This is a genomic window from Streptomyces liangshanensis (assembly GCF_011694815.1).
In the GTDB taxonomy this organism is placed as follows: Bacteria; Actinomycetota; Actinomycetes; order Streptomycetales; family Streptomycetaceae; genus Streptomyces; species Streptomyces liangshanensis.
Map to the genome: position 1 here is coordinate 788,010 of NZ_CP050177.1, position 12,711 is coordinate 800,720.

The window sequence follows — 12,711 nt, forward strand, 5'->3', positions numbered from 1 at the left end:
CACCCTATGGGGCCACGGACGCGCGTACGTCCGGAAGGCCGACGTCGTCGGGGAGGCGGTGGCCGAGGGCGGTGAACCGCGCCGCGACGTCCGCCGGGCTCCTCCCCGTGAGGCCCGCGCTGCGCAGGACGTGCTCCAGGTGAACCTCGTCCAGGTACGAGCGGTCGAGCGTCGCGAGCAGGCGGACGTCCGCCTCGTCGGCCGTCTCGGGCAGGATCGCGTTCTCGTGCAGGCAATGGCCCATCTCGGCCAGCCGCGCGGCGACGTCGGCGGGGGTACGGCCCGTGGCGAGGGCCGCGCGCAGCACGTGGCGCATCGGCAGCCCGACCGTGGTCTCCCGCCCCAACCAGGGTGCGCGGCCGTCGAGTTCCTCGCTGAGGAGGACGGGGTCGTCGGGCTCCGGGGTGTCGGGCACGGGCGGGGCGGGGTGGCCCAGCTCCGCCAGCCGGGCGGCGACGTCCGCCGGGGTGCGCCCGGTCTCCCGGGCGACCTCCAGGATGTGCCCGACGGGCGGTGTCCGGTAGTGCCAGCCGGTGACCACCTCCCCCGCGGACCTCAGGAGCGGCTCGTCCGAGGGGTCGGGGGTGTACGGCAGCCGGAGGCCGAGCGCGACCAGGCGCAGGGCGGCGGCGTACGTGCCGCGCCGCGTCTCGCCGCCGGACTCCACCACACAGTACGCGGGCACCTCGTCGCCCCAGTCGGCCCACGTCCGGTAGCGACCGTAGCCGCTGCTGATCAGCACGGCGTCGCCGCGGTCCGCGGTCTCGGGCAGCGGCCGGCCGGTGCCGCCGAGCCGGTAGCCGAGCGCGGTCAGCCGCCGGGCGACGTCGGCGGGAGAGCGGTCGGCCCGGCCCGCCGATTCGAGTACCTGGCGCAGGGACACCGGCCTGCCGACGTCGAGCCAGGTGGGCGAGTATCGCGCGGCGACGTCCCGGAGCAGCGGGACGTCCGCGGGGTCGACGGTCCCGGGCAACGGGGCTTCGGGAAGCTCGATGTCGGCGTATCCCAGGGCGGTCAGCCGGGCGGCCACGTCGGCGGGAGTGTGGCCGAGGACGGCGGCGGCGTGCAACACGTGCCCGTACGGGACCTGGCGGGCGGGGTCCAACCAGGGTCCGCGGCCGTCGAGTTCACGGCTGGCGGCCTTGATGTCGTCCGGGTCCTGCGAGTCGGGGGCGTCGTACATGGCGGGGCCTTTCCATGGCGCGGGGAGAGGAAGGGGGCGGCGGTCCGGCGCCGGTGGGCGCCGGCCGCGGTCATTCGCCGACCGCGACGTACCGGCCGTCCTCCTCGTCCCAGTCGGGATCGTCGCCCTCGTCCTCCTGACGTGACGTCAGGTCGACCCGGACGCCGTGCGGTTCCAGTTCCGTCCAGAGGCGCAGCATCATGGCGTGGCTGAGGAAGTGGTGCGAGAGGTCCAACTCCCGCAGATGGGTGAGGGGTTGGCCGAGGAGCAGCGCCTCCGCGCCCTCGTCGCCGAGTGTCCCCATCGACAGGCTCAGGGATGTCAGCCGGGCCACGACGGGCGCCGAGGCGAGCGCGGCGGCCAACTCGTCCTGGATCGGGCTGTTCTGCAACCCCAGGTGGCGCAGGGCGGGTTTGCCCCGGCCCGTGAGGAGCGGGGCGAGGTGCTCGACCGTCGTGCCCCCGCCGTAGTCGTCGTCGCCCAGCCACAACTCCAGGCGTTCCAGCGACGGCAGGTCGGCGGCGGCGATCTGCGCGGCGGCCTCCGGGGGCAGCCCGCCGGACTGGACGCGCAGCACCCTCAGTTCCTCGTGGCCCGTCACGGGGAACGCCAGGCCCTCGCCGCCCCGTACGGCCAGCTCCCGCAGACCGGGGAACGCCGCCAGCACGGGCGCGACGTCCTGGAGGTAGATCGTGGAGATCATCGCCTCGTCGTCCTCCAGGTCGCCGAGGAACACCGCTTCGAGGCCGGTCAGGCGGGGAGCGAGGTCGAGCAGCGTCTCGTCCGCGAGGCCGCCGTCGCCGTACCAGGGCTCGCCGAACACCATCGCGCGTATCTTCCCCAGGTCGACCGACTCGGTGAAGCGCGCCGCATAGGCGTCGCCGCGCGCCCCGTAGTCGGTCTCGGCGGGCAGTTGCCCGCACTGGAGACGCCAGGCGACGGACTCGGCGGCGGGCAGGTCCCCCGGGTTCACGTAGGGCGAGAAGGTGTAGGTGGGCAGTCCGTGGAACTGCTCGACGTGGTGCACGTACGACAAGACGTGGCTCCCGACACTCCGGACGCGGCGGCTGTTCCCGTTGTTCTACCAGCCCCTTCCGACACACGAGGCCCTTCCGTATCACTGTGCACGTACGTACCGACTTTCGGCGCTGACCGAAGACAACGGCGCGGATCGATCGCCCCGCCTAGGCTTCCCCGCATGCTGCTTCGCCGGACGCTACGGATGACCATGGTCCTCGCCGCGGCCCTCACGCTCCCCCTCACCGGGGTGGCCGAGGCCGGCACGGGGACGCCGGAGGCCGGGAACACCCGGCCGGTGACGGACCGTCAACTCCTGTTCTTCAACCACGCCTACGGAGTGCTCGACCGGGAGACCGCCGACGCCGTCGAGCACTCCGCCTATCTGCGGGACTTCGCCAACTTCCAGGTCCGCACGACGACCGGGGCGGACGGACAGACCTGGACCGGCCGCTACCTGATGGGGCGTGAGACCTACCTCGAACTGTTGGGGGTCGGGGACGTGGCGGGCCAGGACGGCACCCTCGGCTCCGCCGGGATGGGGATCTCGACGGAGCGGGCCGGCGACCTGCCGACGGTCCTCGGGCGGCTGCGCGACGAGGGGGTCGCCGAGCCCGTCGAGTTCGGCCAGACCCGCGACTTCGGCGACGGGGTGCCGGTGCCGTGGTTCGACGCCCTCCTCACGACCACCCAGTACGACGCCTTCGGCGCCTGGGCGATGGAGTACCGGCCGGAGTACTTCGCGGATCCGCGCGGCAACACCGAGCCGCCCGGCCACCCCGGTGACGTCGGCCGGGAACGCTATCTGTCCGACGACTACCGCGCGCATCTGATGCGCGACGTCACGGCGATCCGCCTGGGCGTCACCGAAGGCGACCTCGCCGACACACTCCCGCTGCTCAGGGCCGGTGGGTTCGACGTCCGCACCACCCCGGCAGGCGGAGTGACCGCACAACGCGGCGGCACCACGATCCGCCTGGACGCGGTGCCACGCGCCGAGGCGGGCCTGCGGCGGATCGACCTCTCCCTGAACCGCCCGGCCGACCGCCACCGGGAACGCATCGGCAGGTCGACACTGACCGTCGGCCCGGGCAGCACCGCCGTGTGGACGTTCACCACGGGCCCGGCGACGGGCAGTTGACACCGGGACCGCCCCTGACCCCGGCCGCGCCCCGGTGCGTCCGTACGGGTGGTCGCGGGCGCCGTCGGCGTGTCCCCGGACCCGCCGGGGCTAGGTTGCTGGGCGACCGCAGCCGCCTCCTGGAGGACACGATGGCGATCCCCGCCCTGGACCACACGACCACCCGCTACTCCCTCGCGCACGCCTACTGGATGGCACGGGCGGCCGGCCTGGCCGCACTGGCGCCGGCCGCCCTCGAAGCCCAGGCGCACGCCTGGGGTTTCGGCGAGGTACGGCACTTCGAGTCGGCGCACCGGATGCCGTTCCCGATCGAGGACACCCAGGCGTACGTCATGGCGAGTGACCGCATGATCGTCGCCGGTTTCCGGGGCACCGAGGTCCTGAAGATCTACGACTGGCTGACCGACGTCACCACCCCGCCGGTCCCCGGGCCGGCGAACAAGGGCTTCGTCCACTACGGCTTCCACCAGGCGCTCCAGTCCGTCTATCCGCGGATCCGCGACACCGTTCAGGAGTTACGGACGAACGGGCAGAGCGTCTGGTTCACCGGCCACAGCCTCGGCGGCGCCCTCGCGATGCTGGCCGGCACGCGCTGGTACCTGGAGGAGCCGCGGCTCCTGCCGGCCGGTGTGTACACCTTCGGCCAGCCCCGTACCTGCGAACGGCTCCTCGCCGGGGTGCACAACAAGGCCTTCACCGACCGCTGTTACCGCTTCGTCAACAACAACGACATCGTTCCCCACCTGCCGCCCGAACCGGCGTACACCCACGTCGACGCGCTCCGCTACTTCGACGCCGACGGCACCCTCCACCCCGGCATGCCCCTCAAGGCGCGGCTGCTGGACCGCGCCAAGGGAGTGCGGGCCGAGTTCCTCGCTCCCGAGACCGACGCCGTCAAGGACCACCACCTGCGCAACTACCTCGCCGCGTTCGAGAAGAACCTGGCCGCGTCCGGCTGACCGGCGCCCCACGACAAGGTCCGGGCACCCACCACGGGGGATGGGTGCCCGGACCTTCTTCCTCCTCGGACGGCCGGGCCGTCCCTACCAGGCGACCGGGAGCGTCACCGGCCCCCTGATCAGGGCGTCCTTCTGGAACTCCACCTCCTCGGGCGGCACCGCGAGGCGCAGCCCGGGGAAGCGGGTGAAGAGGGCCGGCAGGAGGACGTGGGCCTGGACACGCGCCAGGTGGGGGGCCACGCAGTAGTGCGGGCCGTGGCCGAAGGCGAGGTGGTTCGGGCCGGGGCGGTGGGCGTCGATCTCCGCCGGGCAGGCGAACACGCCGGGGTCGCGGTTGGCGGCCCAGTACTGCACGTAGACGACGTCCCCGGCGCGGACGGTGACCTCTCCCACCGCCACGTCCTCGACCGCCACGCGGGGCTGGCCGATGCCGTTCTTGTGAGGGATCCAGCGCAGCAGTTCCTCGACCAGCAGGGGGACGGACAGGTCGCCGGCGCGCAGGGCCTCGACCAGGTGGGGCCGGCGCAGCAGCGCGAAGACCATGTTGGCGAGGTTGTTGCGCACCGGGTGCCAGCCGTTCAGCGCGGTGAGGGAGGCCATGGCGAGCGCCTCCTCGCCGGTGACCCGTTCCTCGTCGACGGCGCGGGCGACGTCCGACATCAGGTCGTCGGCGGGTGCGGCGCGGCGCCGCTCGATCAGGTCGCGGAAGTACCCGGCCGCCTCGTCGCGCAGGGCCCGGGCCCGCGCCGCGTCGGCCTCGTCCCGGGGCCGTACGAGAATGCCCTCCGCCCAGCTCCGGATCCGGGGGCGGTCCGCGGGCGGGAAGCCGAAGATCTCGCCGACCAGGGTCAGCGGCAGCGGGGAGACGACGGCCTCGATGAGGTCCGTGGGCGGCCCGGCCGCCTCCAGGCCGTCCAGCAGCTCGGCCACCAGCGTCTCCACGCGGGGGCGCAGGGCCTTCATGCGGGCCTCGGAGAAGGCGGGGGTGACGACGGAGCGGATCCGGGTGTGGTCGGGCGGGTCGATGAAGCTGACGCTGGCGCCCATCGGGATGAGGTGGCGGTTCATCGTGGGGAAGGGCCGGCCGGTGATGCGGCGGCTGAAGCGGGGGTCGGACGTCACGAACCGGACTTCGTCGTACCGGGTGACGAGCCAGCACTCCTTCAGTTCCTCGCCCTGGGGCAGCAGGATCTTCATCGGAGGTCCCTGCTCCAGCGCGTGGGCGAGGAACGGGTCGAAGTCCAGTCCTGGCAGGTCGGGGGGCCCGTACTCGGGGGGGCTCATCAGGGACACGGCGTTTCCTCCGGCACATGAGCGTCCCGGCCGCCGGGGCGGCCGGGCCTGGTCGGTGCTCCATCGTGTCGCACCAGGGCGGCGGAAGACCGGGGCCGGGCGGGGCACCACGCGGTGTGTCACCCGTGCGAGTGACGGCGGTACGGGACCGGCGCGGCCCCGCCCGGTCCCGTACCGGATCAGGCGGTACCGGCCGCGGGGGCCGGGGCCCGCGCGGTGAGGAGGAGGTCCTCGTACGCGTGGTGGTGGCGGGTGCCGGTGCGGTGGTGCAGGAGCGCGGCCGCCCTGGCGGGTTCGCCCGCGTCGACCAGGGCGCGGGCCAGGGTGTCCTGGACGATCTCCCGCTCCACCCGTACCCCGCCGATCCGCGCGGTCCGGTCGCCCAGCGCCTCCAGCAGGCCGGCCGCCTCCCGGGGGCGCCCCGCGGTGATCTCGGCCAGGGCCAGGACCACGGGGGCGAGGACGTCGCGGTGGTCGGGGCGCGGGTCGGCCGCCGCCCGGCGCGCCAGCCGCTCCAGGTCGTCGGTCGCGGCCTCCACCGCGAGGGCGAGGGCCAGGTTGAACGTGTGGAAGACCTCCGCCGTACCGCCGGGCGCGGCGAGCAACTCCCGTACGTGCTCCAGATCGCTGCGGCCGGCCGGGGCCTGCCCCACCAGCAGCAGGCGCCAGTTCGTCGCCGCCCGCATCCCGACGTCCTCGCGCGGAAGCGCCGCGTCGGCGCGGCGGCGGGCGTCCTCGAAGTCGCCGCACGCGATCGACCGCAGCGCGGCGTGCCAGCTCAGATGCCGCGTCTGTACGGCCCCCGGGTCCGCCGCCAGCCACCGGTCCAGGAAGGCGGTCGACGCGGGGCCCGTCCCCCACTCGTGCTCGGCGTGCGCGAGGGCGTGCACCGCCACGCCCGACCGGGGGTGGAGGGCCAGGGCCCGCTCGGCCAGGCCGTGCGCCTCGCGCACCCGGCCCTGCTCCGCCCGGACCGACGCGAGCCAGCTCGTCCACGGCCAGTTGTCCGGACCGGCCAGGGCGGCCTGCCGCTCCACGAGCGCGTCGCCGCGCTTCCGGTAGGCGTCGTCCTCGCAGGAGGAGAAGGCGCCCACCATCAGCCCGGCCGGCTCGTCGGCCGGCCAGCGCGCGAAGTGCGCCTCCAGGTGATCGGCCGTCAGCCGGTACTGCCGGTGCGTGTAGAGGAAGATCCCGTACACGAGGCTGGCCTCCCGCTCCCCGGCCGCGCACGCGTCCCGGTGGGCGAGGACGAGCTGTTCCCTCAGTACGGTGTCGTCGAGCCGGTCGGCGGTCGCCAGGGTCAGCAGGCCCCGCGCCACCCCGCAGTCCGGCTCCCCGCCCACCCACTCCCGCAGCAGGGGCAGCGCCCGCCCGCTCAGGGCGAGCAGCGCCACCGCCGCCCGGTCCCCGAGCGTCCCGCCCGTGGTCACGGTGTCCATCGTGTCACCGTGCGCGCCCGCATCAGTACGCGGCCGGGATGATCGCGGTGCAGACGATGCCGCTGTTGCCGCAGTGGTTGCGCGCGAGGTGCAGCGGCAGCCCGACGTGGTTGCCGCTGCCCAGGCCGCTCCCCGCCACCGTCGCGCCCGCCGCCCGGGCGCCGCCCTGGTTGGCGCAGGTGTTGCCGAACGCCGCGTTCCCGACCCCGACCACGTTCGCCTGCGCGGCGCCGGCGGGGAGTAACGCCGCCCCGGCGACCGCGCCCAGCACCGCCGCCCGCGCGACCGTGGTCCCCGTGTTCCGTGTCTCGACGCCCATGGCGCTCCTCCTTCGCCCGGGACCGCGTCCCGGCTCGTCACCGATCACACCCAAGCCGGGCATAACGGCCCGTCTCGCGCATCAACGACAGAACGCGCCTTCCGACACGCGGCCATCGCTTGACAGGACCCCAGAAACGATCCTGCGGACGGGCGGGCGTGTCCCGTGCGAAAAGAGTTCGCGGAACTTCGGCGGGCGATGTCGAGAAGCCGCGGGCGGCTCCGTCCCCGGGGTGAACGCGACGACAATGGGTCGCACCAGCACCGAGGAGAACGACCATGGCCAAATACCTGCTGCTCAAGCACTACCGAGGCGCGCCCGCACCGGTCAACGACGTCCCCATGGACCGGTGGACACCGGAGGAGATCTCGGCCCACGTCCAGTACATGAACGACTTCGCGGCGCGGCTGGAGACGACCGGCGAGTACGTCGACAGCCAGGCGCTCTCCGCCGAGGGGACGTTCGTCCGCTACGACGGCGAGGGGCGCCCGCCGGTCACCGACGGGCCCTTCGCGGAGACCAAGGACGTCATCGCCGGGTGGATGATCATCGACGTCGACAGCTACGAGCGCGCCGTGGAGCTGGCCGGCGAGCTGTCGGCCGCGCCCGGGGCGGGCGGCGAACCGATCCACGAGTGGCTGGAGCTGCGCCCGTTCCTGGGCGTGCACCCCACCGTCACGGAGTGACCGGCGGCGTGGACGAGGCACTGCTCAGGAGCCTGACGCCGGGGGTGCTCGGGATCCTCGTCCGCCGCGGGGCGGACTTCGCGGCGGCCGAGGACGCCGTACAGGACGCGCTGGTCGACGCGGTCCGCGCCTGGCCGGCCGACCCGCCGCGGGACCCGAAGGGCTGGCTGGTCAGCGTGGCGTGGCGGCGGTTCCTCGACGCGACCCGGTCGGACGCGGCCCGCCGCCGGCGGGAGGAGCGCGTCGAGGAGGAGCCCGTACCGGGGCCGGTGGCCGCCGCGGACGACACGCTCCAGCTCTACTTCCTGTGCGCGCACCCGTCGCTGACGCCGTCGTCGGCGGTGGCGCTCACGCTGCGTGCCGTGGGCGGGCTGACCACCCGGCAGATCGCCCAGGCGTACCTGGTGCCCGAGGCGACCATGGCGCAGCGCGTCAGCCGGGCCAAGCGGACCGTCTCCGGGGTGCGCCTCGACCGGCCCGGCGACGTCGCGACCGTGCTGCGCGTCCTCTACCTGGTCTTCAACGAGGGGTACTCCGGGGACGTCGACCTCGCGGCCGAGGCCATCCGGCTCACCCGCCAGCTCGCGGCGGCGATCGACCACCCGGAGGTGGCGGGGCTGCTCGCGCTGATGCTGCTCCACCACGCCCGGCGCGCGGCCAGGACCGCGCCGGACGGCAGCCTCGTACCGCTGGCCGAGCAGGACCGGAGCCGGTGGGACACCGGGGCGATCGCCGAGGGGGTCGCGATCCTCCAGGGGGCGCTGGCCCGGGACCGGTTGGGCGAGTTCCAGGCGCAGGCCGCCGTCGCGGCGCTGCACGCGGACGCGCCGACCGCCGGGGAGACGGACTGGGTGCAGATCGTGGAGTGGTACGACGAGCTGGTCGGCCTGACCGGCAATCCGGTCGTCCGGCTCAACCGCGCGGTGGCGGTCGGCGAGGCGGACGGGCCGCGCGCCGGCCTGGCCGCGCTCGCGGAGCTGGACGACACGCTCCCCCGCCACACCGCGGTGGCCGCGTACCTGCACGAGCGGGACGGCGATCCGGTGACGGCGGCGCGGCTCTACGCGGAGGCGGCCCGGAAGGCCCCGAACCTCGCCGAACGCGACCACCTGACCCGTCAGGCGGCCCGCCTCAACGCGGGGCGCGGCGGCTGACGGGGCGTGGTGGCCGAGCTCGGTGGCCGACCGGGCGTGGCCGGACGGTGGAGCGTTACGCGCCCGCTCACCACCAGGTGGTGGGGTACACCTCGCGCTGCACCCGGGAGGACACCATCTGCACCAGGACGAGCAGCGACGCGCCCACGGCCAGCAGGGGCACGAAGTGGCTCGCGCGGGGTTCGGTCAGCATGATCGTGATCACGGTCGCCATGGCCGGCGGGTGGGCCATCTTGAGCACGAGCGCCAGGCCGATGGCCACCCCGCAGGCCACGGCGGCGGCCCAGGGGCCGTGCCAGCCGAGGCCGAGGACGCCGAAGCAGACCAGGCACGCCAGCATGTGCGCGCCGAGGACGTGCCGGGGCTGCGCGAGGGGCGCGGCGGGGGTCGCGGTGATGATCGCCGTGCTGGCCGCGAGGGGCGGTATCAGCACCGGCTGGCGCAGGGCCGTCCCCACGGCGACCAGGACGGTCAGCGCGACCCAAGTGGTGACGGCCGCCGACGCGGCCGTACGCCGGGACGGGCGTGGCTCGGCGACCCGCCACCAGCGGGGCTCGGGCTCCGGCGCCGGATCGTCGGCGGCCTCGTTCTCCTGGGTTCCCGACGGGCTATGCGCCATGGGTACGACGCTCCCGCCCGTGGATCTCGGGACGGGCAAGCGGCGGGTACGCCCTCGCGGCGTGGCAAGTCAGCACAGTGCTCCTCCGAAGCGCCCTCGCTCACGGCCCACGGCGGCTCGTCGCCCGCGACGTCGGAGGACGCCCCGGAATCGTGACGTCCGCGAGGCCGGTCCGTCCAAGACCTCTTGTCGATCAGGTCATCGACGCCGCCGATCAAACGCCCCCGGCCTCCGGCCCCGCCTTCGCATCCGCGACCCGGCAGGCGATCATGGGCGGGCAGATGTGAGCTGATCGGCAGGGGGTTGGGCATGACGGTCGACACGGCGGGGTCCGGGGAGGCCCGGCGGGTGGCGGGTCTGGTCGCGGCGCAGGAGAAGGCGATCGCGCTGTTCGCCGAGGTGGAGGCGCGGGGCCTGGTCGCTCCCGGCGTCGGGGAACGCGAGGCGAGCGACCGCGTCAGGGACCTGGCGAACGAGCTGTTCGGCACGACGAGGCACTGGCACAAGCGGATCATCCGCTCGGGCCCCAACACCCTGCTCCCCTACCGGGAGACGCCGCCGGACCGCGTCATCGGCGAGGACGACATCGCCTTCGCCGACTTCGGCCCGATCTTCGAAGAGTACGAGGCGGACTTCGGCCGCACGTACGTGTTCGGCGGCGACCCGGTCAAGCACCGCCTCCGCGACGACCTGCCCCGGATCTTCGACGCCGGGCGCGCCGCCTTCGCCGCCGACCCGCACATCACCGGCGCCCGCCTGTACGCCGAGGTCGAGCGCCTGGCCGCCGAGGCGGGCTGGAGCGTCGGCATCTGGCACGCGGGTCACCTCGTCGGCGAGTTCCCGCACGAGACGAACGACGGCGCGAAGGCGGAGTCGTACATCACGCCGGAGAACCACCACCCGCTGCGCCGCACCGACCGCGCGGGGCGGGTCTGCCACTGGATCCTGGAGCTCCACCTCGTCGACGAGCGGCGCGGCTTCGGCGGCTTCTACGAACAGTTGCTGGACCTGGCGTGACCGCCGCCCTGCTGGGGTTCGCGCTGTTCGCGCTGGTGGTGACCGTCGTACCGGGACCCGACCTGCTGCTGGTGCTGCGCAACTGCCTGCGCGGCGGGCGCCGGGCCGGGGCGGCGACGGCGCTCGGCGCGGCGGCGGGTTCGCTGGTGTGGGCGGTGGCCGCGGCCGCGGGGCTGGCCGCCGCGCTCCAGCGGTGGGACGCGGCGTTCCTGGCCGTACGGCTGGCCGGGGCCGCGTACTTGACGGCGCTGGGCGTCCAGGCGCTGTGGTCCCTGCGCGCCGGTCCGGCCGCCGGTGGCGGCGCGCCCGCGTCACCGGGGCCGGCGGAACGGGAGGAGACCTCCGTACCGCACGCCCTGCGCCAGGGGGTGGTGAGCTGCCTGCTCAACCCGAAGGTCGGGATCTTCTTCGTGGCGGTGGCGCCGCAGTTCCTGCCCGAGGGGCACGCGGTGCTGACGACGACGTTGCTGTTCGGCCTCGTCGACGCGGTCGTCGCCGCTTGCTGGCTGCTGCTCGTGGCCTTCTGCGCGGACCGCCTCCTGGCCGCGCTGCGGCGTCCCCGCGTGGCCCGGGTGCTGGAGGGCACGGCGGGCGGGGCACTGGTGACGCTCGGCGCGCTCACCGCCGTCGAGGCCGCCCGCGCCTAGGGCCTGTCCGGCGGATCTTCGTGGATCAGCCTGCGGCGTCTGGTGCCGTGCCTCGCAAGGCGGAGGACCGACCATGTACTGGATGTACTTGGTCGGTCCGACAACGCCGCGAGGTGCGGTGCCAGGCGTCGCAGGCCCACGAAGATCCGCCGGACAGGCCCTAGGGCCGGCCCCTGGGGGATGTCCTGCGCGTTCCCGGGGGCGGCCTTCCGGGGCGGTCCGTTACGGCGTCCGGGGCGGTCCCCGCGGTATGCGGGGACCGCCCCGGAGGTGGGTGCCGGACGGGAGGGCCGTGCGGGCGCCGAACCGCGTCAGACCTCCAGATCGGCCTCGATCCGCATCAGCTGGTGGCGGGCCATCGCCAGATTCGCGCGGTTCTTGTCCAGCGCGAGGTAGAGGAAGAGGCCGTTCTTGCCCCGGCCCTTGAGGAGCCGGATCAGGTGGTACTGGGTGCCGAGCGTGATGAGGATGTCCTCGATCTCGTCCTTGAGGCCCAGCATCTCCATCGTGCGGACCTTGGCGCGGACCACGTCGGTGTTGCCGGCGGCGGCGACCGTCAGGTCGAGGTCCTTGCCCCCGCCGAGGGTGCCGAGGGCCATACCGCTGGAGTAGTCGACGAGGGCGGCGCCGAGGGCGCCTTCTATGGATGTGGTGGCTTCCTTGAGAGCGGCTTCGGTGGTGACCATGGTGAGTGCACTTCCCTTTCGTCTTCTGCGTGGGCGTTCTGCCGGGGTGTTGGGGGGTTGGGGTGGGGATGGAGGTGGAGGTGGGGCGGGATCGGTCACGGGCGGGGGTCAGCTCCTCGATCGCCGGTCGAGCGCGTCGTCGACCAGTTCGCCGATGCGGGCGCTGGAGCGGCGCGCTTCGAGATGGAGCCGGCCCACGTTGGTCCGGGGCTCGGCCAGCAGCGTCAGGACCGCCGAGGAGCCGGCCGCGTACGTGGCGACGTAACCCCGCTCCCCACGGACCAACTGCTCCCGGAACGGGCCCTGTTCGGTGGACTCGGTCAGCCGGAGCGCGACACCCAGCGCGGCGGCGGTGAGCGCCGCCATGGACTCCGCCTCGACGCCCGGGGCGTCCTGGGCCAGCACCAGCCCGTCGGTGGTGGCGGCGAGCGCGCCGGTGAGTTGCGGGAGTACGGCGCGCAGCCGTCTCAGTTCGCCGAGCACCTCGGCTTCCGCCGTCATCAGTTGTCTCCTCTCGGCGCGTTGGCGCAGTGCGCGCCTCATGACGGAAG

General features: G+C 74.1%; 14 protein-coding genes. 6 read left to right on the forward strand and 8 right to left on the reverse strand.

Annotation, left to right across the window (positions count from 1 at the left end):
* Positions 1–4: 4 nt before the first annotated feature.
* Together HA039_RS03415 and HA039_RS03420 are read right to left on the reverse strand one after the other, a co-directional pair.
* Entirely contained in the window at positions 5–1,183 is a 1,179-nt protein-coding gene (locus tag HA039_RS03415) for a wHTH domain-containing protein (protein WP_167023553.1), read from the reverse strand.
* Positions 1,184–1,253: 70 nt separating this feature from the next.
* Entirely contained in the window at positions 1,254–2,219 is a 966-nt protein-coding gene (locus HA039_RS03420; RefSeq protein ID WP_208298532.1) for an STM4015 family protein, read from the reverse strand.
* Between the two features lie 162 nt (positions 2,220–2,381).
* Here HA039_RS03420 and HA039_RS03425 point away from each other — a divergent pair, with 162 nt between their 5' ends.
* The gene (locus HA039_RS03425) at positions 2,382–3,341 is read left to right on the forward strand and encodes a DUF5829 family protein (protein ID WP_243869096.1); all 960 of its coding nucleotides are present in this window, start codon (positions 2,382–2,384) and stop codon (positions 3,339–3,341) included.
* A gap of 131 nt (positions 3,342–3,472) precedes the next feature.
* The gene (locus HA039_RS03430; RefSeq protein WP_167023556.1) at positions 3,473–4,300 is read left to right on the forward strand and encodes a lipase family protein; all 828 of its coding nucleotides are present in this window, start codon (positions 3,473–3,475) and stop codon (positions 4,298–4,300) included.
* Between the two features lie 84 nt (positions 4,301–4,384).
* Here HA039_RS03430 and HA039_RS03435 read toward each other — a convergent pair whose 3' ends face one another.
* From HA039_RS03435 to HA039_RS03445, 3 genes are all read right to left on the reverse strand, one after another.
* Complete coding sequence (locus HA039_RS03435) at positions 4,385–5,584, reverse strand: cytochrome P450 (protein ID WP_167036107.1); 1,200 nt, start codon at positions 5,582–5,584, stop codon at positions 4,385–4,387.
* A gap of 188 nt (positions 5,585–5,772) precedes the next feature.
* Complete coding sequence (locus HA039_RS03440; RefSeq protein ID WP_167023560.1) at positions 5,773–7,032, reverse strand: tetratricopeptide repeat protein; 1,260 nt, start codon at positions 7,030–7,032, stop codon at positions 5,773–5,775.
* Between the two features lie 22 nt (positions 7,033–7,054).
* Positions 7,055–7,351 carry a chaplin family protein gene (locus HA039_RS03445; RefSeq protein ID WP_167023563.1) on the reverse strand — a complete coding sequence of 99 codons (297 nt, stop codon included), beginning with the start codon at positions 7,349–7,351 and terminating at the stop codon, positions 7,055–7,057.
* Between the two features lie 278 nt (positions 7,352–7,629).
* Here HA039_RS03445 and HA039_RS03450 point away from each other — a divergent pair, with 278 nt between their 5' ends.
* Both HA039_RS03450 and HA039_RS03455 read left to right on the forward strand, forming a co-directional pair.
* Positions 7,630–8,037 carry a YciI family protein gene (locus tag HA039_RS03450; protein WP_167023566.1) on the forward strand — a complete coding sequence of 136 codons (408 nt, stop codon included), beginning with the start codon at positions 7,630–7,632 and terminating at the stop codon, positions 8,035–8,037.
* Positions 8,038–8,045: 8 nt separating this feature from the next.
* Complete coding sequence (locus HA039_RS03455) at positions 8,046–9,191, forward strand: RNA polymerase sigma factor (protein ID WP_167036110.1); 1,146 nt, start codon at positions 8,046–8,048, stop codon at positions 9,189–9,191.
* A 67-nt stretch (positions 9,192–9,258) separates the two neighbouring features.
* Here HA039_RS03455 and HA039_RS03460 read toward each other — a convergent pair whose 3' ends face one another.
* Positions 9,259–9,810 (reverse strand): HPP family protein, encoded by a 552-nt coding sequence (locus tag HA039_RS03460; RefSeq protein WP_167023569.1) that lies wholly within the window; start codon positions 9,808–9,810, stop codon positions 9,259–9,261.
* 309 nt (positions 9,811–10,119) lie between these two features.
* Here HA039_RS03460 and HA039_RS03465 point away from each other — a divergent pair, with 309 nt between their 5' ends.
* Positions 10,120–10,827, forward strand: a complete 708-nt coding sequence (locus tag HA039_RS03465; RefSeq protein ID WP_167023572.1) for a M24 family metallopeptidase — start codon at positions 10,120–10,122, stop codon at positions 10,825–10,827.
* Positions 10,824–11,474 (forward strand): LysE family translocator, encoded by a 651-nt coding sequence (locus HA039_RS03470; RefSeq protein ID WP_167023575.1) that lies wholly within the window; start codon positions 10,824–10,826, stop codon positions 11,472–11,474. Before HA039_RS03465 ends, HA039_RS03470 begins: the two co-directional genes overlap by 4 nt.
* A gap of 311 nt (positions 11,475–11,785) precedes the next feature.
* Here the strand turns inward: HA039_RS03470 and HA039_RS03475 are convergent, their stop codons facing one another.
* On the reverse strand, positions 11,786–12,160 hold the full coding sequence (locus HA039_RS03475) for a hypothetical protein (protein WP_167023578.1): 375 nt from the start codon (positions 12,158–12,160) through the stop codon (positions 11,786–11,788).
* Positions 12,161–12,268: 108 nt separating this feature from the next.
* On the reverse strand, positions 12,269–12,703 hold the full coding sequence (locus HA039_RS03480) for a roadblock/LC7 domain-containing protein (RefSeq protein ID WP_167023581.1): 435 nt from the start codon (positions 12,701–12,703) through the stop codon (positions 12,269–12,271).
* Positions 12,704–12,711: the final 8 nt, after the last annotated feature.

Coding starts and splice junctions, on each gene's coding strand:
- HA039_RS03465 (WP_167023572.1), top strand. CDS start 10,120: ATGACGGTCGACACGGCGGGGTCCGGGGAGGCCCGGCGGGTGGCGGGT.
- HA039_RS03430 (WP_167023556.1), top strand. CDS start 3,473: ATGGCGATCCCCGCCCTGGACCACACGACCACCCGCTACTCCCTCGCG.
- HA039_RS03435 (WP_167036107.1), bottom strand. CDS start 5,584: ATGAGCCCCCCCGAGTACGGGCCCCCCGACCTGCCAGGACTGGACTTC.
- HA039_RS03445 (WP_167023563.1), bottom strand. CDS start 7,351: ATGGGCGTCGAGACACGGAACACGGGGACCACGGTCGCGCGGGCGGCG.
- HA039_RS03475 (WP_167023578.1), bottom strand. CDS start 12,160: ATGGTCACCACCGAAGCCGCTCTCAAGGAAGCCACCACATCCATAGAA.
- HA039_RS03480 (WP_167023581.1), bottom strand. CDS start 12,703: ATGAGGCGCGCACTGCGCCAACGCGCCGAGAGGAGACAACTGATGACG.
- HA039_RS03425 (WP_243869096.1), top strand. CDS start 2,382: ATGCTGCTTCGCCGGACGCTACGGATGACCATGGTCCTCGCCGCGGCC.
- HA039_RS03460 (WP_167023569.1), bottom strand. CDS start 9,810: ATGGCGCATAGCCCGTCGGGAACCCAGGAGAACGAGGCCGCCGACGAT.
- HA039_RS03440 (WP_167023560.1), bottom strand. CDS start 7,032: ATGGACACCGTGACCACGGGCGGGACGCTCGGGGACCGGGCGGCGGTG.
- HA039_RS03415 (WP_167023553.1), bottom strand. CDS start 1,183: ATGTACGACGCCCCCGACTCGCAGGACCCGGACGACATCAAGGCCGCC.
- HA039_RS03450 (WP_167023566.1), top strand. CDS start 7,630: ATGGCCAAATACCTGCTGCTCAAGCACTACCGAGGCGCGCCCGCACCG.